The 25,466-nt window shown below is 72.5% G+C and carries 24 protein-coding genes; 10 read left to right on the plus strand and 14 right to left on the minus strand.

Annotated elements, in window-relative coordinates:
• Positions 1-218 precede the first annotated feature (218 nt).
• Together D5H75_RS20915 and D5H75_RS20920 are read left to right on the plus strand one after the other, a co-directional pair.
• Entirely contained in the window at positions 219-1,139 is a 921-nt protein-coding gene (locus D5H75_RS20915; RefSeq protein ID WP_119928202.1) for an NADP-dependent oxidoreductase, read from the plus strand.
• Positions 1,136-1,771 carry a DsbA family oxidoreductase gene (locus tag D5H75_RS20920; protein ID WP_119928203.1) on the plus strand — a complete coding sequence of 212 codons (636 nt, stop codon included), beginning with the start codon at positions 1,136-1,138 and terminating at the stop codon, positions 1,769-1,771. The genes D5H75_RS20915 and D5H75_RS20920 overlap by 4 nt, the downstream gene beginning before the upstream one ends.
• A gap of 51 nt (positions 1,772-1,822) precedes the next feature.
• Here D5H75_RS20920 and D5H75_RS20925 read toward each other — a convergent pair whose 3' ends face one another.
• The gene (locus tag D5H75_RS20925; protein ID WP_119928204.1) at positions 1,823-2,635 is read right to left on the minus strand and encodes a class F sortase; all 813 of its coding nucleotides are present in this window, start codon (positions 2,633-2,635) and stop codon (positions 1,823-1,825) included.
• Between the two features lie 9 nt (positions 2,636-2,644).
• Positions 2,645-4,039: a hypothetical protein gene (locus D5H75_RS20930; protein ID WP_147425231.1), complete on the minus strand. Its 1,395-nt coding sequence runs from the start codon at positions 4,037-4,039 to the stop codon at positions 2,645-2,647.
• 250 nt (positions 4,040-4,289) lie between these two features.
• Here D5H75_RS20930 and D5H75_RS20935 point away from each other — a divergent pair, with 250 nt between their 5' ends.
• The 3 genes from D5H75_RS20935 (at position 4,290) to D5H75_RS41770 (ending at position 7,422) form a co-directional block, all read left to right on the plus strand.
• Positions 4,290-5,432 (plus strand): acyl-CoA dehydrogenase family protein, encoded by a 1,143-nt coding sequence (locus D5H75_RS20935; protein ID WP_119928206.1) that lies wholly within the window; start codon positions 4,290-4,292, stop codon positions 5,430-5,432.
• A 321-nt stretch (positions 5,433-5,753) separates the two neighbouring features.
• A complete protein-coding gene (locus D5H75_RS20940; protein ID WP_119928207.1) occupies positions 5,754-7,130 on the plus strand; it encodes a carboxylesterase/lipase family protein in 1,377 nt (458 codons plus the stop codon).
• A gap of 124 nt (positions 7,131-7,254) precedes the next feature.
• Complete coding sequence (locus tag D5H75_RS41770) at positions 7,255-7,422, plus strand: hypothetical protein (RefSeq protein WP_202638357.1); 168 nt, start codon at positions 7,255-7,257, stop codon at positions 7,420-7,422.
• Here the strand turns inward: D5H75_RS41770 and D5H75_RS20945 are convergent.
• The 3 genes from D5H75_RS20945 to D5H75_RS20955 form a co-directional block, all read right to left on the minus strand.
• A complete protein-coding gene (locus tag D5H75_RS20945; RefSeq protein ID WP_119928208.1) occupies positions 7,419-8,198 on the minus strand; it encodes an alpha/beta fold hydrolase in 780 nt (259 codons plus the stop codon). The genes D5H75_RS41770 and D5H75_RS20945 overlap by 4 nt on opposite strands.
• A gap of 224 nt (positions 8,199-8,422) precedes the next feature.
• Positions 8,423-10,669: an ATP-binding SpoIIE family protein phosphatase gene (locus D5H75_RS20950; protein WP_119928209.1), complete on the minus strand. Its 2,247-nt coding sequence runs from the start codon at positions 10,667-10,669 to the stop codon at positions 8,423-8,425.
• A 132-nt stretch (positions 10,670-10,801) separates the two neighbouring features.
• Positions 10,802-11,512, minus strand: a complete 711-nt coding sequence (locus D5H75_RS20955) for an iron-dependent transcriptional repressor DtxR (protein ID WP_119928210.1) — start codon at positions 11,510-11,512, stop codon at positions 10,802-10,804.
• 128 nt (positions 11,513-11,640) lie between these two features.
• Here D5H75_RS20955 and D5H75_RS20960 point away from each other — a divergent pair, with 128 nt between their 5' ends.
• Entirely contained in the window at positions 11,641-12,267 is a 627-nt protein-coding gene (locus tag D5H75_RS20960) for a UdgX family uracil-DNA binding protein (protein WP_119928211.1), read from the plus strand.
• An 87-nt stretch (positions 12,268-12,354) separates the two neighbouring features.
• On the opposite strand, the gene D5H75_RS20965 is transcribed toward D5H75_RS20960, so the two are convergent.
• Both D5H75_RS20965 and pdxH read right to left on the minus strand, forming a co-directional pair.
• Positions 12,355-13,611 carry an MFS transporter gene (locus D5H75_RS20965; RefSeq protein WP_119928212.1) on the minus strand — a complete coding sequence of 419 codons (1,257 nt, stop codon included), beginning with the start codon at positions 13,609-13,611 and terminating at the stop codon, positions 12,355-12,357.
• Positions 13,608-14,276 carry a pyridoxamine 5'-phosphate oxidase gene (gene pdxH / locus D5H75_RS20970; protein WP_422674044.1) on the minus strand — a complete coding sequence of 223 codons (669 nt, stop codon included), beginning with the start codon at positions 14,274-14,276 and terminating at the stop codon, positions 13,608-13,610. The genes D5H75_RS20965 and pdxH overlap by 4 nt, the downstream gene beginning before the upstream one ends.
• A gap of 175 nt (positions 14,277-14,451) precedes the next feature.
• On the opposite strand from pdxH, the gene D5H75_RS20975 reads away from it, so the two are divergent.
• Positions 14,452-15,558, plus strand: coding sequence for a citrate synthase 2 (locus tag D5H75_RS20975; protein ID WP_119928213.1), 1,107 nt, complete (start codon positions 14,452-14,454; stop codon positions 15,556-15,558).
• Positions 15,559-15,649: 91 nt separating this feature from the next.
• Here the strand turns inward: D5H75_RS20975 and D5H75_RS20980 are convergent, their stop codons facing one another.
• Positions 15,650-18,664: a type 1 periplasmic-binding domain-containing protein gene (locus tag D5H75_RS20980; RefSeq protein ID WP_147425232.1), complete on the minus strand. Its 3,015-nt coding sequence runs from the start codon at positions 18,662-18,664 to the stop codon at positions 15,650-15,652.
• Between the two features lie 180 nt (positions 18,665-18,844).
• Here D5H75_RS20980 and serC point away from each other — a divergent pair, with 180 nt between their 5' ends.
• Positions 18,845-19,954 (plus strand): phosphoserine transaminase, encoded by a 1,110-nt coding sequence (serC, locus tag D5H75_RS20985; RefSeq protein ID WP_119928215.1) that lies wholly within the window; start codon positions 18,845-18,847, stop codon positions 19,952-19,954.
• A gap of 241 nt (positions 19,955-20,195) precedes the next feature.
• On the opposite strand, the gene D5H75_RS20990 is transcribed toward serC, so the two are convergent.
• From D5H75_RS20990 to D5H75_RS21005, 4 genes are all read right to left on the minus strand, one after another.
• A complete protein-coding gene (locus tag D5H75_RS20990; RefSeq protein WP_119928216.1) occupies positions 20,196-20,453 on the minus strand; it encodes a hypothetical protein in 258 nt (85 codons plus the stop codon).
• Entirely contained in the window at positions 20,450-20,782 is a 333-nt protein-coding gene (locus tag D5H75_RS20995) for a hypothetical protein (protein WP_147425233.1), read from the minus strand. Before D5H75_RS20995 ends, D5H75_RS20990 begins: the two co-directional genes overlap by 4 nt.
• Positions 20,783-20,937: 155 nt before the next feature.
• Positions 20,938-22,110 (minus strand): helix-turn-helix domain-containing protein, encoded by a 1,173-nt coding sequence (locus tag D5H75_RS21000; RefSeq protein ID WP_119928218.1) that lies wholly within the window; start codon positions 22,108-22,110, stop codon positions 20,938-20,940.
• Positions 22,111-22,240: 130 nt separating this feature from the next.
• Complete coding sequence (locus tag D5H75_RS21005; RefSeq protein ID WP_119928219.1) at positions 22,241-22,690, minus strand: winged helix-turn-helix transcriptional regulator; 450 nt, start codon at positions 22,688-22,690, stop codon at positions 22,241-22,243.
• 45 nt (positions 22,691-22,735) lie between these two features.
• Between D5H75_RS21005 and D5H75_RS21010 the strand changes: the two genes are divergently transcribed.
• A complete protein-coding gene (locus D5H75_RS21010) occupies positions 22,736-24,157 on the plus strand; it encodes an MFS transporter (RefSeq protein WP_242454402.1) in 1,422 nt (473 codons plus the stop codon).
• Complete coding sequence (locus D5H75_RS21015) at positions 24,154-24,636, plus strand: pyridoxamine 5'-phosphate oxidase family protein (RefSeq protein WP_119928220.1); 483 nt, start codon at positions 24,154-24,156, stop codon at positions 24,634-24,636. Before D5H75_RS21010 ends, D5H75_RS21015 begins: the two co-directional genes overlap by 4 nt.
• 74 nt (positions 24,637-24,710) lie before the next feature.
• Here the strand turns inward: D5H75_RS21015 and D5H75_RS21020 are convergent, their stop codons facing one another.
• Positions 24,711-25,016 (minus strand): transcriptional regulator, encoded by a 306-nt coding sequence (locus D5H75_RS21020; protein WP_119928221.1) that lies wholly within the window; start codon positions 25,014-25,016, stop codon positions 24,711-24,713.
• Positions 25,013-25,459, minus strand: a complete 447-nt coding sequence (locus D5H75_RS41775) for a hypothetical protein (RefSeq protein ID WP_202638359.1) — start codon at positions 25,457-25,459, stop codon at positions 25,013-25,015. The genes D5H75_RS21020 and D5H75_RS41775 overlap by 4 nt, the downstream gene beginning before the upstream one ends.
• Positions 25,460-25,466 lie beyond the last annotated feature (7 nt).

A 25,466-nucleotide genomic window follows, 5' to 3' on the forward strand; every position in this document is an offset into this window, starting at 1 on the left:
CGCCGCGCTCCCCGCCCTCGCCCTCGCGCACCGCTCCCGGTCCCGGCCCCGCTCCCCGCTCCCCGCCCTCGCCCTCGCCCTCGCACACCGCTCCCGGGCCCGCGAGGACGGGCCACCGGGGTCCACCGTGGTGACTACCGTGGCGTCACGGATTCGGGGAGCCGGCCCGGCCTCCTAGTGTCCTGGTCATCAAGATCCTGCTGGTGAGGGAGCGAGCGATGAGCAAGGCGATCGGGTTCTACGAGCCGGGCGGCCCCGAGGTGCTTCAGGTGATCGAGCTGCCGGAGGCCGAGGCCGGGCCGGGGCAGGTGCGGATCGCGGTGCGGGCGGCGGGCGTGCAGCCGTACGACGTGGCCGTGGTGGAGGGGTGGCTGCCGGCCGGGGTGGACCCGGCGTTCCCCCGCGTTCCCGGCAACGAGTTCGCGGGTGTGATCGACCAGGTGGGCGAGGGCGTCACCGGGTTCGCGCCGGGCGACGAGGTGCTGGGGTTCGGGCAGGTCGAGGCGTACCGCGAACAGCTCGTGATCGCCGCCGACCAGGTGACCGCGAAGCCTGCGGCGATGCCGTGGGCGGTGGCCGGGGGGTTCTCCGCGGCGGCGCAGACCGCGCACATCGCGCTGCGGGAGATCGGCGTCGGCGAGGGAGACACGCTGCTCGTCCACGGCGCGGCCGGGGCGGTCGGGACCATCGCGGTACGGCTGGCGCGGCACTGGGGGGCGCGGGTGATCGGCGTCGCGCGTGAGCCCGGGCACGAGTACCTGCGCTCGCTCGGCGCGGTCCCCGTGGCGTACGGCGAGGGCTTCGCGGACCGGGTGCGGGAGCTGGCCCCCGAGGGGGTGACGGCCGCGCTGGACGGGGTCGGCGGGCACGCGCTGGACCTGTCCCTGGAACTGGTGAAGGACCCCGGCCGCGTCCTCACGCTGGTCGAGCACGCCAAGGCCGCCGGTCTGGGCGTCAAGGTCACGCCGCCGGGCCGCTCCGCCGCGCGCCTGGCCGAGCTGGCCGACCTGTACGCCCAGGGCGTGCTCACGCTGGAGACCCGGACGTTCCCCCTGGAGCGCGCCGCCGACGCCCACCGCGCGTACAGGGCCGGCGGCAACCACGGCAAGATCGTCCTGACGGTGGGAGACGCCCGATGATCGCCGACATCTGGTTCGACGTCGCCTGCCCCTGGTGCTACATCGGCAAGCGGAACTGGGAGGAGGCGCTCTCCCGCTTCCCCGGCGAGGTCGAGACGCGGTGGCGGGCCTTCGAGCTGCGCCCCGGGTACTTCACCGAGCCGGGCCCGGCACTGCGGGAGATCATGTTCACGGAATGGGGCATGACGGAGGAGGAGATCCGGGCGGTCGTCGAACGGGTCACGCGGGCGGGGCACGCGGCGGGGGTCGAGTGCCGGATCGGGGAGGTGCGGCCGGTGAGCACCTTCGACGCCCATCGCCTGGCCAAGCTCGGAGCCGGGTCCGGCCTGGCCGGCGAGGTGATCGAGCGGCTGTTCCGGGCGTACCACACGGACCTGGCGAACGTCGCGGACCGCGGCCTGCTCACCGAGCTGGGCGTGGCGGCCGGGCTCGCCCGGGCCGAGGTGGAGCGGCTGTGGGACGGCGACGCGTACGCCGGGGAGATCGCGGCGGACCAGGCGCTCGGGAACGAAGCGGGCGTGACGGCCGTGCCCTCCTACCGCGTCGGCGGCCACGCCCGCGCGAGGAACGGCGCGCTCTCGCCGGGCGACCTGCTCGCGCTGCTGCGTTCGGCGGCGGCCGCCTCCGGGTGAGCCGCGCCCGCCCGCCTCGCGCCAGGCGGCGTCAAGCGGCGTCAGGCGGCGTCAGGCGGCGGGGCGGGTGGCGGTGAGGGTGGCGTAGACGATGATGTTGTCGCGGTAGGAGTGGACGCGGCGGTTGTAGGTGCCGCCGCAGGTGACCAGACGCAACGTCGCGTTGCGCTGGTTGCCGTAGACGCGGAGGCTGGGGAACGTCCTCTTGTTCACCTGCTCCACGCCGTCCACGACGAACACCGCGACCGTCTTGTCCGACCGCACGACCTCGATCTTGTCGCCGCGTCCCACGTCGCGCAGCCGCCCGAAGACGGCGGGCCCGTTGCGGTTGCTCACGTGGCCGAGGATGACCGCCGGTCCCGCCTGCCCCGGCGTCGGGCCGTGTTTGTACCACCCCGCCAGGTTCTTGTACTTCAGCGGCGGGACCTGGATCTCCTGGTTCTTGTCCACGCCGAGCGAACGCAACGGCGCGTTGACCTTGATCTTGGGGATCACCAGCCGCGTCGGGACGGCCTTCGCCAGCGGCGCCGCCGGGGCCTGGTGCGGCACGGGCGGCGGCGCGTCCGGCCTGGCCGCGACCAGCGGCACCCCGGCCCCGCCGGGGCCGACCTGCCCCGGAGCCCCCACCTGCACGGCGGCCGGGGCCGGCTCGGCCGTGGGCGTGCCCTCCCCGCCCGCGCCGCTGGGCAGCCCCAGCGTCTCGACCAGCGTCATGCCGAGGCCCACGAGCACGGCCGCCATCCCGGCCAGCCCCGACCCCAGCAGGATCACCGGCAGCGCCTTCCCAGGCTTGGGCGCCTCCGGCGTCTCCGGTACGGCCTCGCCCTCGGGCTGCCCGGGCGTCCCCGGCCGCTCGTCGCTCATTCCCCCGCCTCAGTCCGCCGTGCCGAACCCGCGATCCCGCTCACCGCGCCGCCGCCGGAACTCCAGCCCGGCCAGGGCCGATCCCAGCATGAGCGAGGTCCCGCCGGCCATCAGCAGGGTAGGGCCGTTGGAGCTGACCGGCGCCTCCCCCGTCTTCGCCCCGCCCTTGGGCGTGATCGTCACCTGGGCCGCGGGCCCGGTCACGGTGGCGGTCGCGGTGGCCGTGTGCGTCCCCGGCGGCGTGCCCCCGGGCGTGCTGGTGACGGTCCCCGACGTGCTCGGATTCGGATTGGCCGTCACCGTCACGGTGTGCGTCGTCCGCGGCGGATCCGTCGGACTTCCAGTGTCGTCCGTTTCTGTGGGGGTTGGCGTGAGCGTCGCGTCCCGCGTGACCTCGATGGTGGTGGGCTCGGAATTCCTTGCGGTGCAGGTCGTCTTGTCCAGCGGATCCGTCGCACCGAGCACTCTGAACCCATCGACGAACATGCGTCCGCTGGATGCCTTCCTCAGCTCGAGTACATGGTTCTTGTTCTCGAGACCGTGCTGGCTCCAGACCACTTGCCCGAACCGCATCTCCGGATCCTCGCCATCGGCCAGGGTCGGATGAATGGTCTTCTGGTAGCGACCATCGAGATAGACGTCCACCTTGGCCATGTCCCTGGGGAACTTGCCACCGATGTAGTCGATCCCCGTGCCCTTGAAGGTGAACTTCACGTCGGCTTCGGCATCGACCCCGGCTCCTCTCCTGAGGACCTGAGCCTTCCCCTCATGCCACGGGCCCTCGTCGTTGACATCCCAGAGGGCGGAGTTCGTGTATTCGACCGCCGAGTCGTCATCGTCGGTCACCTTGAGCCTTTCCGCAGGCGTCAGTCGCGCTTCGAACCTCCGGGGAAGGAGCTCGATCTCTCCCTCCTCCATGGGCGCTGTGAACTGTCCGCTCAGTTCCGGCAGCAGGAGTGGCTCCCCTTGCCTCAGCTGCGGCTGGACTGCCACCCCAACTCCCCTGATGCGCTCCTGCCGCTCCGGCTCTTGACCATTTTGCGTCCGGTGCCAGCCGATGTTGCCGCGTAGTTCGAGGTCAGCGCCCTCCGGGTATGGCTGCGGAGCTGTCAGGAGAGGGTCAGCGGCGTTGTCCGCGTAACTCCAGACGACATCCACTTTCGCTCCGGGCGGGACCTCCCTCGGAACGGACATCACCACCCGGATCGTCCGTGTCTGTTCATCGCTCAGAGAACCGGCGCAGGTGTAGTCGACGGCGGGCTCAGCCACGGCCGGCGCCGCGAACGCCGGGTCGAAGGCGTCTGTGGGGAGGTCGGGGTTGGCCATGGCGACGGCGCCGGCCCACAGGCAGGTGGCTCCGCCCGCTATGAAGAGGGCCGACATGATTCCGCCGATTCGTCGCATCGCTCTCGGCTCGCCCACTGCGATCGACTCCCGTTTCCCGAAGCGTAATCCGCCCCGCCCGGCAGGCAAGGCCACACATGTCGCTTCGGAGATCTTAGTGATTTGGGATGTTAAGGGGGAGAAAGTGGCGAAGATCCTTTACGGAGGAGGCGAGGTTTGGGCCCCTCGGGGGTACACCGACAGGTAACCGAACCCTATTCTGTTTCTGCCGATCCACCGTCTCAGATCCGCTTCCGCTCCGGAGGAGCCCATGCAGCGAGACCTCTTCGACGAGGAACACCTCCTGTTCCGCGAGACCGTGCGCGAGTTCATGAACCGCGAGGTCGTGCCCAACCACGCCAAGTGGGAGCAGGACGGTATCGTGCCCCGCGAAGTCTGGCTCAAGGCCGGCGAACAGGGCTTCTTCGGGTTCTCGGTGCCCGAGGAGTACGGCGGCGCGGGGGTGAAGGACTACCGCTTCAACGCGGTCATCGTGGAGGAGATCATCCGCGCGGCGGCCAGCGGCCTCGGGTTCTCGCTGCACAACGACGTGATGGCCCCCTACATCGTGGACCTGACGAACGACAAGCAGAAGAAGCGCTGGCTCCCCGGCTTCGTCAGCGGCGAGCTGATCACCGCGATCGCGATGACCGAGCCCGGCGCGGGCAGCGACCTGCAGGGCGTCCGCACGACGGCGGTCCGCGACGGCGACCACTACGTGGTGAACGGTCAGAAGACGTTCATCACCAACGGCATCAACGCCGACCTCGTGGTCGTCGTGGCCAAGACCGACCCCGACGCCGGGGCGAAGGGCACGACGCTCCTGGTGGCCGAGCGCGGCATGGCGGGCTTCGAGCGCGGCCGCAACCTGGAGAAGATCGGCATGCACGCCCAGGACACCGCCGAGCTCTTCTTCGACAACGTCCGCATCCCCGTCGAGAACCGCCTCGGCGAGGAGGGCATGGGCTTCATCTACCTGATGCAGAACCTCCCCCAGGAGCGCCTGTCCATCGCGGTCGCCGCCGTCGCCGCCGCGGAGGCCGTACTGGAGCAGACGATCGAGTACTGCAAGACGCGCACGGCCTTCGGCCGCCCCATCGGCAAGTTCCAGCACAACCGCTTCCTGCTCGCGGAGCTGGACACCGAGGTCGAGATCGCCCGCCACTACGTGGACAAGTGCGTCAAGGCGCTCAACAGGGGCGAGCTGACCGTGGTGGACGCCGCCAAGGCCAAGTGGTGGACCACCGAGCTCCAGAACAAGGTCATCGACCGCTGCCTCCAGCTCCACGGCGGCTACGGCTACATGACGGAGTACCCCGTGGCCAAGGCGTGGATGGACAGCCGCGTCCAGACCATCTACGGCGGCACCACCGAGATCATGAAGGAGATCATCGGCCGCACCCTCGTCCCGTAGCCCCGCCCGCCCCAAAGGCCCCGCCCCACGGGGCCTTTCCCACGCATACGGCGGACCGGGCGCGCGGCCGCCGTACGCCGAGAACCCGGCGCATGCCGCACGACGGGCAGGCGGGCTCGACGCGCGTACGGCGTGCCGGGGCGAACCCGACGCCCGTACGCGAGCGAGGCGGGCGGGCCCCGGCGCGCGTACGGCGAGCAGGGCCCGGGGGAGGGGGCGCGAGCCGTACGGCGGGGGCGGCGCGTCACAAGTGGACGGCAAGCGGGAGGGGGAGACTGGCGGGACCGGCGAGCCCGCCGGTGGCGCGGAAGGGGGGTCGGGTTGACCGGCGACGTGGTGGTGAGGACGGGGCGCGGGGCCGTGCGCGGGACCGTCGCGGGCGGGGTGGCGGCGTTCCGGGGCATCCCGTACGGCGCGCCGCCGGAGGGCGCGTTGCGGTTCGCCGCGCCGAGGCCCGCCGAGCCGTGGGACGGGGTGCGGGACGCGACCGCGTTCGGGACGGCCGCGCCGCAGCTCCCGCCCGCGCCCGGCGCGCCGGCCGTGTGGTCGCCCGGGGACGGGCTGGACTGCCTGTCGGTGAACGTGTGGACCCCGGACCCCGGCGGCCCGGGCCTCCCGGTGATGGTGTGGCTGCACGGCGGGCGGTGGACGCACGGGTCCCCGTCGATGCCGCAGTTCGACGGGTCGGTCCTGGCGGGGGCCGGGGTGGTCGTCGTGACGGTCGGCTACCGGGTGGGGTTCGAGGGGTTCGGCCACCTCCCGGGCGCGCCGGACAACCGGGGGCTGCTCGACCAGATCGCCGCGCTCGACTGGGTGGCGGAGAACATCGCGGGCTTCGGCGGCGACCCCGGCGCGGTCACCGTCTTCGGGCAGTCGTCAGGGGCGGTGTCGGCGATCCTGCTCATGGGCGCGGCCCGCGCGGAGGGGCTGTTCCGGCGGGTGATCGCGCAGAGCCCGCCTGCGGGGCAGCTGGAGCCCGCCGAGGCGTACCGGGTCACGCGGGTCCTGGCCGGGGCGGCCGGGGTCGAGCCGACGCGGGAGGGTTTCGCCTCGCTGCCGGCGGAGGCGATCCTGGCGGTCGGGGAGGCGTCTGGCGTCCAGGGGAGCCCCTTCGCCCCCGTCACCGACGGCGAACTCGTCACCGGCCCGTACTGGGACTCCGCGCCGCGCCCCGAGGTGGACCTGGTGTGCGGCTTCACCCGGGAGGAGTACCTCGGGATCGCGCCCGTCCCGCCCGACCCCGATCCCGGCGCCGCCGCCGCCGCGTTCGGCCTGGACCCGGCCCCCTATCTCGCGTCTGGGCCCGGCTGGTTCGTCGCGATGGCCTCCGACGCGCTCGTGCGGATCCCGGCGCTGCGCGCGGCGGACGCGCACGCCTCGGCCGGGGGGCGCACCTGGGTGTACGACTTCGCCTGGCGGGGGCCGGCCGGGGCGGCGCACGGCGTGGACGTCCCGGTCGTCTTCGGCACCGAGGCCACCCGGTACGCCGCCCGGCTGCTCGGCTCCCCGCCGCCGCCGGAGTACCCCGCGTTCGCCGGGCGCGTGCGCCGGGCCTGGACGTCCTTCGCGGCCTGCGGCGACCCCGGCTGGCCCCGATACGACTCGGCCGGGCGTACGGCCCGCGTCTGGGCGGCCGACCCGCGCGACGAGCGGGTGCCCCCGGTGGCCGGGGGCGATCTGGGTTCCGCGCGCCGGTGAACGGTGCCGGGTTCCAGGGCCGGCGAACGCCCGCCTCACCGTCCCGGTTCGGTGGGATGTTCGGTCGCTTTGCCGTCTGGTGTTGGAATGTCGGCATTAGGGTGGGGGCGAGGAGGGCACTCTCATGGACTCCGGCATCGTTCTGCTGATCTTCCTGGCGGTCCTGACCGCGTGGGCGATCAACTGGGCCGCGCGCCGCATGCGGCTGAAGAAGATCGGCTATGCGGGGATCATCATCGTCTTCGTGCTCACGATGATCGCGCTGTACGGCCAGACCGTCGGCAGCCGCTAACGGTGCGAGCTGCCGTCGAGCAGCACCCGCGCCACCAGCTCCGGATCGTCGCTCATCGGCACGTGGCCGCAGCCGCGCAGCCGGATCACCCGCTGGCCCAGCCAGCGGGCCGCGCGCACCGCCTGCCGCCGCGGCATCAGCCGGTCCCGGTCGCCCCAGGCGATCAGCACGGGCGCCTTGGGGTGCGCCGGAGGCGGCATCGAGGCGAACGACGCCAGCGTCGGGGCGAACCCGATCGCCTCCGCCAGCGCCGCCGTGGCCGCTGCCGCCGCCTCGGGCGACAGCCGTTCCGGCCGCGCGACCACGAGGCCGAAGGCCGCCGCGCGCCCGGCAGGGGTAGCGGCCAGGCGGGACAGCGTGCGCGGTGACATCGACCGCGCGCTGCGCCGTATCGCGCGCAGCGCCGTCGTCAGGTAGACGCGCTCGGGCGGCGACCAGAACGCGGTGGGCGACAGGGCCGTGGCCGAGGCGGCGCTCCCCCGCGCGGCCAGTTCCAGCGCGACGTACCCGCCCAGGGAGTTCCCCGCCACGTGGGGCCGCTCCACCCCGAGCCGCGCGCAGAAGGCCTCGACCGCGTCGGCGAGCGTCTCGGCGGTGTACGGCGTGCCCTCGGTCAGCGGCGGCGACGCCCCGAACCCGGGGAGGTCCACCGCGATCACGTCGCGCGCGGCCGCCAGCCGGTCCATGACCGGCAGGAACCCCTGCCAGTGGTGCCCGATCCCGTGCAGCAGCACCAGCGGGGCCCCGGAGCCGCGCCGCTCGAACGCCAGGTCCATACCCGCAACCTAAGCACCCGCCCCCGCCCCTGCCTAGCCGTACGGCGGACCCGCCCGCCCCCACGTTCCACGGCCGCCGCCGGCCTGGCGAACGCGCGAACGGCCCACGCCGTACGGCGAACGCGCGAGGGCCCACGGCGTACGGCGAACGCGCGGGGCTCACGCCGTACGGCGGACGAGAAGCAGGGACGAAAAGGAGGGGCGAGGGGGCGAAGGGGGCGGGGTCAGCGGCCGGAGATGGGGATCTCGAACCAGACGGCCTTGCCCTCCTCGGTGGGGCGGGAGCCCCAGCGGCGGGCGAGCTGGTCCACGAGGTACAGGCCGCGGCCGCCCTCGTCGTTCTCCCCGGCGCTGCGGATGCGGGGCAGGCGCAGGTCCTGGTCGAACACCTCGACCCAGATCGACCGGCCGCCGCGCCGCAGCCGCAGGGTGAACTCCTTGGCCTGCGGCAGCGCGGTCTCGTCGCCGCCGGGCAGGTCCCACGCCTCGTCGAAGCCCAGGGGCGGCCCGTCCAGGACGAGTTCCCGGCGGGGGGCGGGGGCGGCGCTGGCGTGCAGGACGACGTTGGTGACGACCTCGGAGACCAGCAGGCAGGCGAGTTCGCCGCGGTCGGAGCTCATGCCCCAGCTCGTGAACGTCTCGGCGGCCATGCGCCGGGCCTCCCCCACCATGATCGGCTCGGCGGGGAACGTGCGCTCGTGCATCATGAGGTCGCCCGGGTCGGAGCGGACGACGAGGATGGCCATGTCGTCGTCGATCTCGCCGGGGACCGCGCGGGTGGCGGCCTCCGCGACCTGCTCGACCCCGCCGTCCGCGGCCGCCTCGCCGATCGCCTCGCACAGCAGCCGCAGCGACTCCTCGTCACTGTAGATCTTGGTGTCGGCGTCGCGGGCGGGGCGGCGGTCCACGAGCCCGTCGGTGTAGAGCACCAGCGCGCCGCCTGCGGGCAGGCGCACGGACTGCTCCTTGTAGACCAGCTCGGGGTGCATGCCCGAGGCGCGCACGCCGAGCGGCTGGCCGACGTGGGCGATGTCCAGCTCGCTCACCTGGTCGCCGATCACGACCAGCGGCGGGGCGTGCCCGGCGTTGGCGAAGGAGAGCTGCCGGGACCAGGCGTCGTAGACGAAGTACTGGCAGGTGACGATGGGCGGGCTGCTGACGTCCGCCCCGTAGGCGTCGTGCTCGGGGTCGGCGATGACGCGCACCCACTCGTCGAGCCGGGCCAGGATGTCGGCCGGGGACTTGTCGTCCTGGGCGAAGGCGCGCAGCGCGGCGCGGAGCTGGCCCATGATCGCGGCGGCCTTCGCGCCCCGGCCCTCGACGTCGCCGATGACGATGCCGACGCGGCCGGCGGAGAGCGGGATGACGTCGTACCAGTCGCCGCCGACCTGGGTCTGGATGCCGTGCCCGCGCGAGGCCAGCGGCGCGGCCGGGCAGTAGCGCACGGCGATGTCGAGGCCGTCGAGCGTGGGCAGGTCGCGCGGGAGCAGGTGGGTCTGGAACGACTCGGCGGTGTGCCGCTCCTCCTCGAAGAGCAGCGCGTTGTCCACGGCCACCGCCACGCGGGTCGCGATCGCGCCGACGAAGTCGCGGTCGAAGGCGTCGTAGTGGAGCGTGTCGCGCTCGGTGAGGCCGCTCGACAGCCCGAGGTACATCAGGCCGAGCAGTTCCCCGCGCGCGCACAGCGGGGCGGCGATCGCGGAGGTCATGCCGACCTCCCCGCACAGCTCGGCGCTGCCGGGGCTGGTCGGGGGGAAACCGCCCAGCGTGAGGTCTTCGACGAGGATCGTCTCCTGGCGCTTCATCGCCAGGTCGCAGTAGTGGCCCGGGGGGTACGACACGGTCGCGCCGACGGGCTTCCACGTGCCGGGCGGCGGCCGGAACCCCGGCACGTGGTGGGAGACGCGGCGGACCAGGCGCTGGTCCTTGACCAGGTCGATGAAGCAGTGGTCGGCGAACTGCGGCACCAGCATCTCGGCGACCCGGCGCAGCGTCTCCTCGACGTACAGCGACCCGGCCAGGCGCTCGCCGATGCGCTCCAGCAGCCCGAACCGGTCCTTCTCGCGCTCGTTGCTCTTCAGCGCCTCGCGGGCGGTGATCACGATGCCGGTGACCGCGCCGGAGGCGTGCCGCAGGGGCACGGCCTGGGCGCGGACGTAGACCGTCGTGCCGTCGCCGCGCACGACGTCGAAGGTGCCCTCCCAGATCCCGCCCTTGAGCACGTGGCGGGCCAGCTCCACGGCCTGGGGGTGGTCCTTCTCGGCGATGCCGAGCTGGAGCACCGAGCGCGCGGGGCCGGTCCGCCCCGGCGCGCCCCTCCCCCGCCCGAACAGCTTCTCCGCGAACGGGTTCCAGTAGCGGATGTTGCTGAACCGGTCGGTGACGACGACGGCCATCTCCATCTGGTCCAGCACCGCGACCTCCGAAAGCGGGTCGGCCGTGTCGCGCGAGACGTCACCCCAGCGTTTCATCGGCACGTCTCCATGTGGTCGCACGGAGGTCGGAGGAAGGCCGCTGTCGGGTGGGCCACTGTCGCTCCTGCTGAGACGGTGACGCGGGCTGCCCCGCCGGTGTCTGACGAGGAAGGGATGCGCGCGGAGCGCTCAGCGTCTGGCGACGAACACGTGTGCGGCGACGTCACGCGGAAGCTCCGCGCGGTTCTCATCGACGTCGTCGCCACCTGTCACCCGCACACCGTCGTCGCTCGCCGCGAGCGTCACCTCGCGTCCGGGTTGTATCCCAACTTGCTTGAGTTTAAGCATCACGGCGGGATCGCTTTGCACTTGTTCGCTAATTCGGCGAACGACAACGGGTACGGCCCGCGCGCCAATCACATCAGTCATGGCGGAAACGGACTCTTCGCTTGCCTCCTCTTGACCCCGATCCCCCAATCCCAGCTCCGACAGGCCGGGGATGGGGTTGCCGTGGGGACACGTGGTGGGGTTCTCCAGCAGGGACACCAGCCGGGCCTCGACGGCCTCGGACATGACGTGCTCCCACCGGCACGCCTCGATGTGCACCTCTTCCCAGGGCAGCCCGATCACGTCGGTCAGCAGACACTCCGCCAGGCGGTGCTTGCGCATGACCCGCGTCGCGAGCGTGCGCCCCAGGTCGGTCATCGTCAGATGGCGGTCGCCCTCGACCTTCACCAGCCCGTCCCGCTCCATGCGGGCGACCGTCTGGCTCACCGTGGGTCCGCTCTGCTTCAGGCGCTCGGCGATGCGGGCGCGCAGGGGGACGATCCCCTCTTCCTCAAGCTCGTAGATCGTACGGAGATACATCTCCGTCGTGTCGATCAGGCCGTGTGCGGTCAAAGCTCCTCCCGTCCTGCCCCGATGCTACGTCTCATGTGCCATGGACTGGGAACGCTTCCGGCAGGCGAAACCATCCTCGGCACCACTGTGACCGGCGGGTCCCGGCAGCTACAGGGAGGCGGACGGCGATGGCGAGAAGCGGCGAAGCCCGGTCGGCGGCGGAGTTCGTGCCCGCCGGCGCGGATCTCGAAGGTCTACGGCACGCGGCACGAGCATGCCAGGGATGCGACCTGTTCCGCGACGCGACGCAGACCGTGTTCGGCGAGGGCAGGGCCCCGGCGCGCGTGATGCTGGTCGGCGAGCAGCCCGGTGACCAGGAGGATCGCCAGGGGGCGCCGTTCGTCGGACCGGCGGGCCGGATGCTGGACCGCGCACTCGAAGAGGCCGGGATAGATCGGGACGAGGTGTACGTCACCAACGCCGTCAAACACTTCAAGTTCACGACAAAAGGCAAACGGCGAATTCACAAATCCCCGACGGTGGGAGAAATGAAAGCGTGCCGCCCGTGGCTGGACGCGGAGTTGGAACGCGTGGAGCCTGAGATGACGATCACACTCGGCGCGACGGCGGGGAAGGCGCTCCTCGGCTCGTCGTTCCGCGTGTCGGAGCGGCGCGGGCAGATCCTGCCCTGGGAGGACGGCCGTCTCATCCTGGCCACCATCCACCCCTCGGCCGTCCTGCGCGGGGACGACCGGGAGGCGATGTACCAGGGGTTCCTCTCCGACCTGCGGGTCGCGGCCCAGGCCCTCAAGTGAGCGGGCCCCAGGCCCTCAAGCGAGCGGCCCCAGGCCCTCAAGTGAGCGCGCCCGGGCCCCGAGTGAGCGGGCCCGGGCGCCGGGCGGTCACCGGGCGGGGTGCGCGGCCTCGGACCGGTAGCGCCGGAAGGCCGGCACCGCGAACCCCGCCGCGAGCACGGCGGCCGCGCACAGCAGCCCGCCGCCGACCCAGGACGCGGTGACGCCCGCCGCCGTGGCCACCGCCCCCGCCCGCAGGTCGCCCAGGCGCGGCCCGCCCGCGACGACCACGATGAACACCCCCTGCATGCGCCCGCGCATCTCGTCGGGCGCGTGGGTCTGCAGGATCGTCTGCCGCCACACGGAGGACACCAGGTCGGCGGCCCCGCCCACGGCCAGCAGCAGCACCATCAGCCAGAGCTGGGACACCGCGCCCGCCCAGGCCACGACGAGCCCCCACAGGCAGATCACGAACGTCAGCGCGAGGCCCTGCCTGCTCACCCGGCCGATCCAGCCGGAGAACAGGCCCATGATCACCGACCCGATCGGGATCGCCGCCGACAGCCAGCCGTACGCCAGGGGCGAGCCGCCGAACCGCTCCGCGACGACCTCGGGGAACAGCGCCTTGGGCAGCGCGAACGCCATCGCGCAGATGTCCACGACGAACGACATCAGCACGACGGGGTGCCCGCCGAGGTACCGCAGGCCCTCGATCACCGAGCGCAGGCCCGGCCTGCCGACGCCCTCGGCCGGGGGGATCGGCGGGAGCCGTACGGCGGCGTAGAGGCCCACGGCGAACAGGACCGCGTCGATGGCGTAGGCGCCCTCGAAGCCCGCGCCGGCCAGCACGACGCCGCCGATCAGCGGCCCGACGGCGGCGCCGAGGCTGCTGACGAGGAAGTTCAGCGTGTTCGCCGCGGGGACCAGCTCGACCGGGAGCAGCCGCGGGATGATCGCGCCGCGGGTCGGCGAGGTGAACGCGAACCCGGTGGCCTGCACGGCCGCCAGGACGAGCATGAGCACGGGGTTGTCGAGGCCGGTCACCGTGTTGAGGAGCAGGCCCAGCGTCGCGCCCCAGCTCACCAGGGAGCCGGTGAGCAGCAGCCTGCGGCGGTCCACCGCGTCGGCCACGGCGCCGCCGTACAGGCCGAAGACGAGCAGCGGGACGAGGCTGGCCAGGCCGAGCAGGCCCACCCACAGGGACGAGCGCGTGACCTCGAAGACCTGCAGGGCCAGGGCCACGCCGGTGAGCTGCAGGCCGATGAAGGACACGCCCTGGCCGATCCAGAGCCGCCGGAAGTCGGCGTGCCGCAGCGGGCGCACGTCGGCCAGCCAGCCGCGGCGGGCCGTGGGCTCACCGCTCACGGGGACAGCCTCTCGACGGTCCACGCGCCGCCCTCACGCCGGTAGCGCAGCCGGTCGTGCAGGCGGTTGGGGCGCCCCTGCCAGAACTCGACGGTCTCGGGCACCACCCGGAAGCCGCCCCAGAAGTCCGGCGCCGGCACCTCGTCCGGCCAGCGCCCGGCGAGTTCGGCGTACCGCTCCTCCAGGACGTCCCGGCCCGGGATCACCTCGGACTGGCGCGACGCCCACGCGCCCAGGCGGGAGCCGTACGGGCGGGACCGGAAGTAGTCCTCGCTCTCCTCGCGCGACAGCCGCTCGACCCGGCCCTCGACGATCACCTGCCGGTGCAGGGGGTGCCAGGGGAAGAGGAGGCTCGCCCACGGGTTGGCCGCGAGCTGCCGCCCCTTGCGCGACCCGTAGTTGGTGAAGAAGTCGAATCCGGCGGGTCCGTAGTCCTTGAGCAGCACCGTTCGCTGGCTCGGGCGTCCCTCGGGGGTCGCCGTGGCAAGTACCATCGCATTCGGCTCAGGCAGCCCGGCCGCCAGGACGTCGGACAGCCACGACGTGAATTGCTTCACGGGGTCGGCCGCCAGGCCGGACTCGTCCAGCCCTCCCGCGTCGTAGTTTCGGCGTAGTGCCGCCAGGTCCAGTCCGCCCCGGTCGTCAGGGCTGTTCGAGCCGTCCACGGGTCGGTATTCTCCCGCGCCCCACGAGGGGACACGCGGGCACCCCACCCCTCCTTAGAGGGGTCCCCCCGAACGACCACCATCGGGCAGGGGGTTGAATATGACCCGCCGGTATCTCGACATCAAGGTTCCTGACACCACCGGGACAGAACAAGGAGAGGGAGGCGGCCCACTAATGTCCGACTTCAAACCCGGGCTCGAAGGCGTCGTCGCGTTCGAGACCGAGATCGCGGAACCGGACAAGGAAGGCGGTGCCCTTCGGTACCGCGGCGTCGACATCGAGGAACTCGTCGGGCGCGTCTCCTACGGCAACGTGTGGGGACTGCTCGTCGACAACAAGTTCCAGCCCGGGCTGCCCCCGGCGGAGCCGTACCCCATCCCGGTGCACAGCGGCGACATCCGCGTCGACGTGCAGAGCGCCCTGGCGATGCTGGCTCCCGCGTGGGGTCTGAAGCCGCTTCTGGACATCAGCGACGAGCAGGCCCGTGACGACCTGGCCCGCGCCTCGGTCATGGCGCTGTCCTTCGTCGCGCAGTCCGCCCGCGGCATCGGCGTGCCGATGGTGCCCGAGTCCCGCGTGAACGAGGCCAAGACCATCGTCGAGCGCTTCATGGTGCGCTGGCGGGGCGAGCCGGACCCGCGTCACGTCAAGGCGATCGACGCCTACTGGACGTCGGCCGCCGAGCACGGCATGAACGCCTCCACCTTCACCGCCCGCGTCATCGCCTCGACCGGCGCGGACGTGGCCGCCGCCCTGTCCGGCGCGGTCGGCGCGATGTCCGGCCCGCTGCACGGCGGCGCCCCGGCGCGCGTGCTGCACATGGTCGAGGGCGTCGAGAAGATCGGCGACGCCACGACCTACGTCAAGCAGGTGCTCGACAAGGGCGAGCGGCTCATGGGCTTCGGCCACCGCGTCTACCGCGCCGAGGACCCGCGCGCCCGCGTGCTCCGCCGTACGGCCAAGGAGCTGGGCGCGCCCCGCTACGAGGTCGCGGCGGCGCTGGAGAAGGCCGCGCTGGAGGAGCTGCACGCGCGCAAGCCCGACCGGGTTCTCGCGACCAACGTGGAGTTCTGGGCCGCGGTCATCCTCGACTTCGCCGAGGTCCCCGCGCACATGTTCACGTCCATGTTCACCTGCGCCCGTACGGCCGGGTGGGCGGCCCACATCCTGGAGCAGAAGCGCACGGGCAGGCTCGTCCGCCCCAGCGCCCAGTACGTCGGCCCGCCGCAGCGCTCGGTCACCGAGGTCCCCGGGGCGTCCGAGGTCCTCGACCGGCTCTGAGCAGTACCATCCGAGCACGCCGATCTCGCGCCTCCCGATCGGGGCGCGAGATCGGCGCTTTCACGGCCCTCCCGGTACGGCTCCCGCCGGCTCAGGAGGCGGGGCGGGGGGCGGCGGGGATGTCGCAGGGGTGGTCGGAGGTGGTCGTGAGACGGCCGCAGACGGCCACCAGGCGCTGTTCCTCGCCGGTGACGTGGACCAGGAAGACGGCCTTGTTCACCGGGTCGTGGCTGCGGGCCTCGCGGCCGAAGTCGATCAGCCCGGTCGTGCCGTACGTCGCGCCCTGCTCCAGGTAGGTGTTGCGCAGCTCGTACAGCACCGTGCCGTACGTGGGCGTGTTGCCGCGCTGCAGGCGCATCGCGCGCTGCGCCGCCTGGGTGAACGCCAGCGCCGCGTCGTGGCCGAGCATGGCGTGGCTCTGGGAGGAGACGATGTCCGGCCCGATCTGGTCGCGCATCGCGTCCAGCTCGCGCAGGAACGAGGGGGCGGGCACGTCGGGTCCCACCCAGGGCGCCTGCCACGCCTGGCGGGCGGCCAGCGGCGTGTAGTGCAGGACCAGGCTCTCGTCCCCGCCCAGCGTCTTGCCGTGGCTGGCGACGTACCGGCTCACGTCGTCGCCCGCGAGCACGTGGAGCCGGCCCTCGCCGCCGCACGTCGAGGAGCGCAGGTCGTTGAGGAAGGCGGGGAACTCCGACGCCCTCCCGGCGTAGTAGTACAGGTCCGGCCGCTTCTTGCAGGCCTGGTCCACGGCCTGCTGGAGCTCGGCCTGGCCCCGATAGGGGAACAGCTCGGCGGCCGGCTCGCCGAAGCTGGCCTGGAAGTCCCGGGCCAGGTTGGGGCTGTAGAGGTCGCTGGGCGAGGCGTCGTAGAGCACGGCCGCGGTCTTCGCCTTGTACGCCCCGCCGCCGCGCGCGTCCCGCGGCAGCCCGGACCTGGCCCAGTACGCCGCCGCGGCCGCCTGCCGGGAGTTCGGGGGCGCGACGCGGAAGTAGAACGGGGAGGTGCCGACCTCGGTCTCGGCCGTCCGGTCGTAGGTGTTCACGGTGCCCACGATCGGCAGGCCCGCGTCGGCCAGCGCCTGGATGGCGCGCTGCGTCTCCAGCACGCTCTGGCCCAGGCCCACGACGCCGACGATCGAGGGGTCCCGCCGGGCCCGGTCCACGATGCTCCTGGCGACCGTGTCGGCGAACCGCGAGCGCTCGCCGACGTTGGCGACCAGCACCTTGAGCTTGAGCTCCTGGGCGCTGTTGCGGGCGCGCTGGTGGGCGGCGATCCCGGCCAGCTCGCTCGGCGACCCCGGGAGCAGGCCGCGGCCCTTGTCCCGCACGCTCATCGGCCCGGCGTACACCAGCGTGATGTGCGGCTTGTTCCCCACCTCGTCGTTCTGCCGCTTGATGACCTTCTGGACCGGGTCCATCAGCCGGTCGAACGCGAACCCGCCGTCCGTGACGCCGACGCACTCCTCCCCGCCCCGGTCCCGGACGCGCACGATGTCCGGCTTGAGGCAGTACTGCGCGCGGTCCCTCGCCCGCTGCGCCTCGACCCGCTCGGCGTGCTTGAGGTCGTTCCAGGCGTCGAGGCCGACGTATCCGATGGCCACGGCCATGAGGGTGCCGATGGCGGCCCAGTGGACCGGCCTGCGCGCCGGGAACGGCACGCGGGGCAGCTTGCGGTCGCGCTTGTCGTCGAGGAGGCGGTGGCTGCCCGGGGCCAGCCCGATCGACAGGTAGCCGCCGCCGTACGGCCGGGTGGCCCGGCGCAGCCAGCGCTCGTAGACCTTCCTGGCGTCCCGCATGCCGGCGGCGAACGGCCGGACCGGGTCCGGCCTGGGGGCGGGGTCGCGCTCGCCGGAGCTGACGATGACCAGCGGGTCGATCTCGCCGGTCTCCTCCCTGACCGTGTTGACCAGCCGCATGAACCGCGCCCCGGCGTCGCCGGGCTCCACGGCGTCCAGCCACATCACGCAGTAACCGGTGCGGGCCCAGGGGGCGCGGCGGCGGCGCCGGCGGCGGTACGCCTGCCGCAGGTCCTCCAGGAAGGCGTGGACGAGCAGCTTGTCGAACTCCTCGGTGTGCCGCCGCTCCACCGCCCGCACCGCGAACCGCTCGAACCGCCCCCGCCCGGACCCGCTCCCCGCGAGGTACGGCTGGCGCCGCGGGTCGAGGAACCAGGCGTAGCGGCGGCGGCCGGCCCAGTCGCGGGTGCGGATCCAGGTCTGCAGCAGCCAGCCGGAGACGCCCACGACCAGCACGACGAGCATCGCCACGACGCTGACGACCTTGCCCAGGGTCGCCCCGACGACGGCCGCCCCGGCGAGCCAGGCGGCGAGCGTGCGGTCGAGGTACTCGATGACGCTGTCGCGCCGTTTCATGCCGGGCAGGAGCTGGGTGCGGCCGCGGTTCCTGATCCGCTCGCGCATCTCGCGGGCCTTGGCGGCCTCGTCGCCGCCCGGCTCGCCCAGCTTGGCCGCGCCGGAGCCGGCGCCGAGCGGTTCGGTGTTGCAGAGCCAGAGCAGGAACGTCACCAGCGGGAACCGGGGCGCGGGGCCGACCTGCCTGATCCCGGTGCGGCCGAGCTCGCCGCAGGCCTTCACCAGCAGGCCGCGGAGCTGGTCGCGGTCGCCGAGGGCGGTGACGTTGATGTCGGTGTAGGGAACCTTCTCGTTGTAGTAGTGCGCGAGCCGTACGGCGACCTCGGACGCGGTGCCGGCCTCGGGGACCGTGACGGGGTCCTCCGCCTCCCGGGAGCGGGCCTGCTCGGCGGTCTCCTCCCCGCCGCGTCCCGCCAGGCGCTCCCGCCACCGCGGGCGGCGGGGCCCGCCCGTCCCGGTACGGGTTCCCCCCGCGAGGGAGATGGGCCCGCGCACGGCCGCGGGGCGCGCGGCCGGCGGGCGGGCTCCGGCCGTACGGCGGGCCTCGGCGGCGTCGTCGTCGACGTGGAAGCAGATCAGCGGCAGCGGGCGGTCGCCCTCGCCGGGGTGGCGGGCGCGCAGGCCGAGGAAGCCGAGGAGGCGGGAGAGCGGGCCGCCGGTGAAGGCCGGGGGACGGCGGACGATCTCGTCGAACAGATCGTACAGATCGTCCATCTTGGGCTGGGGCACGGTCACGTCCTGATGTGTCGAGCCTCGGGCCTCGGGGCGAAACCCTATGTATCGCACTATTGGCGATGATTGGCGGCTTCATCGTCAACAGTCATTTGAAAGACGCCTGAATGGCCGCCGGAGTTCTCGGTCTCAGGATCCGGACCCGGGCGCGCTCGGTATCGGCAGGTCAGTACGCTGTGCAGGGTGGCTGACATCGTTATCCCCGAAGACATCAAGCCCGCGGACGGCCGTTTCGGCTGCGGGCCCTCCAAGGTCCGTCCCGAGCAGCTCGCCTCGCTCGCCTCCTCCGGCGCGGCGGTCATGGGCACCTCGCACCGCCAGGCGCCCGTCAAGTCCCTCGTGGGGCGCGTGCGCGAGGGCCTGTCGCGGCTGTTCGACCTGCCCGAGGGTTACGAGGTGGTGCTCGGCAACGGCGGCACCACGGCCTTCTGGGACATCGCCGCGTTCGGCCTCATCCGCGAGAAGTCGCAGCACCTCAGCTTCGGCGAGTTCTCCTCCAAGTTCGCCGCCGTGGCCAAGGGCGCCCCGTGGCTGGCCGAGCCCACGATCATCAAGTCCGAGGTCGGCACCCACCCGGCCGCGCGCCCGGAGGAGGGCGTGGACGTCTACGCCCTGACCCACAACGAGACCTCCACCGGCGTGGCCATGCCCATCGCCCGCCCGGCCGCGGACGGCCTGGTCCTGGTGGACGCCACCAGCGGCGCCGGCGGCCTGCCGGTCCAGGCGTCGGAGTTCGACGTCTACTACTTCGCCCCCCAGAAGTGCTTCGCGGCCGACGGCGGCCTCTGGATCGCCCTCATGAGCCCCGCGGCCCTGGAGCGGGTCAACGAGATCGCCGCCTCGGGCCGCTACGTCCCCGAGTTCTTCAGCCTCCCCACGGCCGTGGACAACTCGCTCAAGAACCAGACCTACAACACCCCGGCGGTCGCCACCCTCTTCCTCCTGGCCGACCAGATCGACTGGATGAACGGCCTGGGCGGCCTCGCGGCCACCACGACCCGCACCGCCGACAGCGCCTCCCGCCTGTACACCTGGGCCGAGAAGACGGAGTACACCTCCCCCTTCGTCGCCGACCCCGCCCAGCGCTCGTCCGTCGTCGGCACCATCGACTTCAAGGACGAGGTGGACGCCTCCGCCGTGGCCAAGACGCTCCGCGCCAACGGCATCGTCGACACCGAGCCCTACCGCAAGCTCGGCCGCAACCAGCTCCGCATCGGCATGTTCCCCTCCATCGACCCCGCCGACGTGGAAGCCCTCACGGCCTGCGTCGACTACGTCGTGGAGCGCCTCTAATCGTCCCCGCGAGCCGTACGGCCCCCGCCACCCCGGCCGAGGCCGTACGGCTCTCGCGTATCCGCCCGGGGAAGGGCGCCCCGGACCGGGAAGGGGTACCCCGGAACGCTTTTTCCGGCGCGGCGACAGCCGGTGTGTCACCGCGACCCGGATGCCTTCCCGTCATGGCGCCGGGGAAAGCCGGTCCGGGGACCTGGCGTTCCAGAGCGGGTGTTTTCCCGTGGGCGGCGGAATCCGGGGGTCAGATATGTTCGCGGGATCTGAAGTAGGCGGCGATCTGGACGGCCGCCCGCGGAATATCGTCGGCGGGGCAGGACTGGCGGCTGAAATTCCAGCAGAATCGCGTGCGGTCGAGGTACACGTCCACCGGGAAGGCCGCCGCCGGGCGATAGGTGAGCGCCCGCTGAGCGGGGTCCAGCTCGGCGTGGATCAGGTGCCGGGCGGACAGTTCCGCGCGCAGCTCTTCGAGCGGGCGAAGGTGCGGGGGAATCCCGATCACGACCCGGCCGCCGATCCCCGCAGGACCTTCCTCAGCAGCCGCGCGGCCTCGCCCTTCTCTCCGGCCGGCGCCATCTCCTCGCCCCAGCTCCAGTAGAACCGCCCCGCCGAGCACCGGACGTTCTCCGCGAGCGCCGCCACCTCCGGATCGACCACCCGCAACACCGGGCGCCGCTCCTTGTCCCGCGCCATCACCGCCACCAGCCCCCCGGCGTTGACCTCCTCCATGAGATCGCGCAGGAACCCGAGATCACGCTCATCCGAGAACTCCCCCCAAGGGAATTCGCCGCTGTCTGAATCCTCGAAAGCGCTCGACGTCGCCTCATTCACTGCCATGCCGCTATCCGACCACCCACTAAAAGCGGAGGCCAGCCCCAGTTATTGGCACTTGAGGCCGGTGCCGCCGGAAGTATCAGGCCGTTGGTACTTCCGAACTCCGGGCGGCTGAAGTATCAGCACCGGGCGACTGCGGCCCAGTATTTCGACTAATTCTGGACGCCGACAAATGCCGCGATATCCCGCATTTCATCTGTCAGCGTTCGCCGTCTGTCGACGATGTGCCGGACGATGTCGGTCGCGTAGCGTTGCTGGACGAGCCATTCCGGCGCCTCCCGCCGAATCGCCTGGAGCGCCTCCAGCGCCTGCGGGTAATGCCGCAGCTTGGCATGGGCGAAGGCCAGGTCCAGCCGGTGCCGGTTGAGGTTGGCGGTGGTCGGCCGGAGCCCCTGGGTCGGGACGGCCCTCGCCAGTGCGAGAACCTTGTCGGGCAAGTCTTCGATCATCGCGTTCTCGGTGCGCTTCAGGGCCACCGTCGTCGGCCCGAAGGTTCGGACGGCGTCCTCCCGCGCGGCGTACTCCCTGCCCACCCGTACGGCCGCCGCCTGGGCCAGCCGCATCGCGTCCCTGGCCTCGCCCATCTGGTTGTCCCGGGACGCGTTGTTGCTGACGCGCAGCAGCAGAGAGCCCCAAACGGCCAGTTCCGTCAGGGTGGCACGGGAGAGACGTGGCTCGATGTCGTCGGCCCAGCGTACGGCGAGCCGCCGGGTCTCCGTCAGCCGCCCGCTCCGCAGCATCAGCCAAGAAAGCGTGTTGACGGTAGCGGCGGCGTCGAAACGGTCGCCGGCGATGTCCAGAGCGCGGCGAAGCGTGTGCTCCGCGGCGTCGAACTGCTGCGTCTGGGTGAGCAGCCATCCGGTGAGCTGCAGCAGTCGCAACCGCACGTGCCGCTCCTCCGCCCCCTCCGGCAAGGCCTCCGCGTCCCGCAACAACCCCGGCAGGATCGCCGCCAGTTCCCTGTATCGAGCACTCCGGAACAACGGCATGACCGCCTCGACCGCCGCCGCCACGCTCTGCACCGTGACCGCCTCGTCCGGCTGCCGCTTCGGCTCCCGCAGCGCCCGCCGTACGGGAGCCCAGAGGTCGATGGTCTCCGGTGTCGGCTCGGGCGCGTCCGCGAGGATCAGGGTCGTGGTGGGGACCTTGAGCGCCACGGCCAGCTTCCGCACCGTCACGAGCCGCGTGTCCTCCTGCCTCCCCTGCTCCAGCAGCCGAATCAGAGAAAGCGAGACACCTGACGCCCGCGCCAGCTCTCGCTGTGTGAACCCCACCTGCTTGCGAACGGCCCGCAGCCGTTCACCGATCGTCTCCGTACCGGGCATCGGCCGCCTCCGAACGTCGGCTGGTCATTCCCACTCTAGCCACGCCCCTCGCGAGCCAGAGGCCAGACGAGACCGCGACGAGGACCGGCCGGGCCGGACCCCGGTGGTTGAAGCGTCCGGCCGGGCGGGGTCAGGGGGTCGTGGATTGGAGCAGGCGCTCCTCTTCGGCGGCTCGGCGGTCGTATTCGGAGCGGGCGGCGGAGATCTGCTGCTGGTGCTCCTCGGTCCAGATGACCAGGGTCTTGATCACTTCGTGGAGCGAGATGCCCAGCGGGGTCAGCTCGTAGTCCACCCGGGGCGGCACCACGGGGTAGACCGTCCGCTTCACCAGGCCGTCCCGCTCCAGTTGGCGCAGCGTGACCGTGAGCATGCGCTGGCTCACGCCGTCCACGGCGCGGCGCAGCTCGGTGAAGCGCATCGTCCGCCGGTCGAGGAGGGCGATGACGAGCAGCGACCACTTGTCGGCCACGCGGTCGAGGATGTGCCTGACGTCGCAGTCCGCCCGGACGTCCCACTGTCTGGCCTGGTCGTCCTCGGTTCCCGTGCAGTAACCCGGTGCCTTTGAAGTGCCGTCTTCCATGACTCCCAATGGTGACGCAAGATTCCTGCGTTACCAAAGAGAACCGTGGGAGAGATTCTTGTGACCACCGTCGTCGAACGCCCGGCGCCGTCGCCGCGCCTGACGCCCCGGGCCTGGGGGATGCTGCTCGTCCTGTGCGGGGCGATCTTCCTGGAGGGCATCAACGTCGCCATGCTCAACGTGGCGCTGCCCGCGATCCGCGCCGACCTCGGCCTGACCACCGGTGAGCTGCAGTGGGTGATCAGCGCCTACGTCCTGGGCTACGGCGGGTTCATGCTGGTCGGCGGCAGGGCGGCCGACCTGTTCGGGCGCCGCCGCATGTTCCTGGCCTGGCTCGCGGTCTTCCTCGTCGTGTCCGCGCTGGGCGGGATGGCCGGCGAGGGCTGGACGCTCATCGCGGCCCGTTTCGTGGCGGGCGTCGCCGCCGCCGTCATGACCCCGGCCGGACTGTCGATCATCACCACGAGCTTCCCCGAGGGGCCGCAGCGCAACCGGGCGCTGCTGGTCTACTCCGGCACCGCGGCCGGGGGCTTCTCGCTCGGGCTGGTCCTCGGCGGGCTGCTGGCCGCCGTGAACTGGCGGCTGGTGCTGTTCGCGCCGGCCGTTCTGGCGCTGGTCATCCTCGCGCTGGCGGTGCCGCTGATCCCGAAGACCCCGGCGGAGCGCCCCGCCGACCGGCGCGTGGACGTGTGGGGCGCGCTCACCATCACCGCCGCGATCATGCTGCTGGTGCTCGGCGTCGAGCGGGCCGCCCACGTGGAGATCGGCTGGACCGCCGCCATCGTCGCCGCGGGGCTCGCCCTCATCGCCCTGTTCGTCGTGATCGAGCGCCGCTCCCCCGCGCCGCTGCTCCGGCTGGGCATCCTGCGCTCGGGGCCGCTCGTGCGGGCCAACCTGGCGGGCCTGCTGTTCGCCGGAGCGTTCTTCGGCTTCCAGTTCATCGCGGTGCTCTACCTGCAGGAACTGCGCGGCTGGAGCTCGCTGGAGACGAGCCTGGCCATGCTGGCGATCGGGGCTGACGCCGTCCTCGCCCCGACCCTCACGCCCCGGCTGGTCGACCGCTTCGGCAACGCGAAGGTCATCGTGGGCGGGCTGGTCCTGGCCGTGCTGTCCTACGCGCTGTTCCTGCCGATCGGGACGGATACCGTCTACCCGGCGATGTTCCCCACCATGATCATCCTGGGCGTCGCCTTCGCCCTCGCCTACGGGCCGCTCACCATCGTGGCCACCGAGGGCGTCGAGGAGAGCGAGCAGGGGCTGGCCGGGGGGCTGCTCTACACCTCCTTCCAGTTCGGCGCCGCGCTCGGCCTCGCCGCCAGCACCGCGGTCATCGTGGCCGTCACGGACGGGTCCGATCCCGCCGGCCTGCTCGGCGGGTACCGCGCCGCGCTGGCCGTCCCCATCGCCGCCGCGGTCCTGGCCGCCGTCGTCAGCGCCTCCGGCCTGCGGAAGGAGCCGGTCCGATGAGCCTGGCCGTCAGGTCCTTCGCCGAGATCGAGAGCGAGTTCAACGCCTACGTCGGCGCCATCGTGTACGCCACCATGGTCACGATCGACTCGCGGAACCGCCCGCGCACCCGCGTCCTCATCCCCATCTGGGAGAACGCCGGCGGGCGGCCGCGCGGCTGGCTGGCCACCTACAAGACCCCGGTCAAGGCCGCCCACCTGGCCGGCAACCCGAACACCTCCTTCTCGTACTGGCGGCCGGGCAACAACTCGGTCGCCATCGAGGCGGTGGCCTCCTGGGTCGAGGACCTGGAGGTGAAGCGGCGGGTCTGGGACCTCTACCGGGCCGGCAGCCCGCGCGGCGCGGGGTACGACCTGGGCGGCTTCTGGCGGTCCCCCGCCGACCCCAAGCTCCACGTCCTGCGCCTCGAACCCTGGCGCGTCCAGGTGATCCGCGGCATGGACCTGCGCAGCCGCATCTGGACTGCGCCGGAGGCGTGACCGGCGGCGTGACCCGTCGGGGCGGCGGCCCGGTCCGCCGCGCCCGCCGCGGCGGGCCGGGCGGACCGGGCGCGTCACCCCTCCCCGACGATCGCGCGGAGGGCGGCGATGTGGTCGCGGTAGGCGGCGCGGCCGGACCTGGTGAGGGAGAGCCACACCCGCTGCCGGGTGTCCCGCACCGCCTTGTTCTGCTTGACGTATCCGGCGTCCATCAGCACGCTCACGTGCTTGCTCAGCACGGAGGCGCTGACCCCGAGCCGCTCCTGCACCACCGCGAACTCGGCCTCCTGGACCCGGTCCAGCAGGGCGCAGATGCGCAGCCGGTTCGGCGCGTGGATGGTGGCGTCGAAGCCGTCCGCCGGGCCTTCCTCGGTCTTCATCGAGCGCGCCGCGCCCGCCGCGTCCAGAAGGCTCCGTAGCCGAGGACCCAGACCGCGGTGATGGCGGCGAGGACGGCCCACAGCCAGGGCCGCCCCTCGTCGAGGAACTGCCCGGCGACCCAGAGGAGCGCCACCGGCAGGGCCAGCGCCACCTGGTCGGCGGGAGAGACGCGCGGCTTGACGCCGAGGCGGCGGTCGCGCCGCTCTCCGGCGCTCACCGCGAACAGCAGACCGGCGAGCACGGCCAGCGCGGCGACCGCGCCGACGGCCGGATGCCACCAGTCGGCCTGGAGCAGCATGACCGCGGCCAGCAGGACCGCGGTGGCGGGAAAGGCCCATCCGGGGAACGGGGTGTCCCCCGCGGCGCCCGCCTCGTCGGCGGCCGCGAGCGCGGCGGCGGCCTCCTCGGGCGTGGGGCGCCCGATGCCCTCGTTGGTTTCCATACTGGAA

This window comes from Bailinhaonella thermotolerans (assembly GCF_003594875.1).
Lineage (GTDB): Bacteria > Actinomycetota > Actinomycetes > Streptosporangiales > Streptosporangiaceae > Bailinhaonella > Bailinhaonella thermotolerans.

Excerpts from the sequence above, each read along its gene's own strand:
- D5H75_RS20925 (WP_119928204.1), bottom strand. The coding sequence starts at position 2,635 with ATGAGCGACGAGCGGCCGGGGACGCCCGGGCAGCCCGAGGGCGAGGCC.
- D5H75_RS21020 (WP_119928221.1), bottom strand. The coding sequence starts at position 25,016 with ATGAAGACCGAGGAAGGCCCGGCGGACGGCTTCGACGCCACCATCCAC.
- D5H75_RS41775 (WP_202638359.1), bottom strand. The coding sequence starts at position 25,459 with ATGGAAACCAACGAGGGCATCGGGCGCCCCACGCCCGAGGAGGCCGCC.
- D5H75_RS21005 (WP_119928219.1), bottom strand. The coding sequence starts at position 22,690 with ATGGAAGACGGCACTTCAAAGGCACCGGGTTACTGCACGGGAACCGAG.
- D5H75_RS20945 (WP_119928208.1), bottom strand. The coding sequence starts at position 8,198 with ATGGACCTGGCGTTCGAGCGGCGCGGCTCCGGGGCCCCGCTGGTGCTG.
- D5H75_RS20930 (WP_147425231.1), bottom strand. The coding sequence starts at position 4,039 with ATGCGACGAATCGGCGGAATCATGTCGGCCCTCTTCATAGCGGGCGGA.
- D5H75_RS41770 (WP_202638357.1), top strand. The coding sequence starts at position 7,255 with ATGGACTCCGGCATCGTTCTGCTGATCTTCCTGGCGGTCCTGACCGCG.
- D5H75_RS20975 (WP_119928213.1), top strand. The coding sequence starts at position 14,452 with ATGTCCGACTTCAAACCCGGGCTCGAAGGCGTCGTCGCGTTCGAGACC.
- D5H75_RS20950 (WP_119928209.1), bottom strand. The coding sequence starts at position 10,669 with ATGAAACGCTGGGGTGACGTCTCGCGCGACACGGCCGACCCGCTTTCG.
- D5H75_RS20920 (WP_119928203.1), top strand. The coding sequence starts at position 1,136 with ATGATCGCCGACATCTGGTTCGACGTCGCCTGCCCCTGGTGCTACATC.
- D5H75_RS20935 (WP_119928206.1), top strand. The coding sequence starts at position 4,290 with ATGCAGCGAGACCTCTTCGACGAGGAACACCTCCTGTTCCGCGAGACC.
- D5H75_RS20915 (WP_119928202.1), top strand. The coding sequence starts at position 219 with ATGAGCAAGGCGATCGGGTTCTACGAGCCGGGCGGCCCCGAGGTGCTT.
- D5H75_RS20960 (WP_119928211.1), top strand. The coding sequence starts at position 11,641 with ATGGCGAGAAGCGGCGAAGCCCGGTCGGCGGCGGAGTTCGTGCCCGCC.
- D5H75_RS21015 (WP_119928220.1), top strand. The coding sequence starts at position 24,154 with ATGAGCCTGGCCGTCAGGTCCTTCGCCGAGATCGAGAGCGAGTTCAAC.
- D5H75_RS21000 (WP_119928218.1), bottom strand. The coding sequence starts at position 22,110 with ATGCCCGGTACGGAGACGATCGGTGAACGGCTGCGGGCCGTTCGCAAG.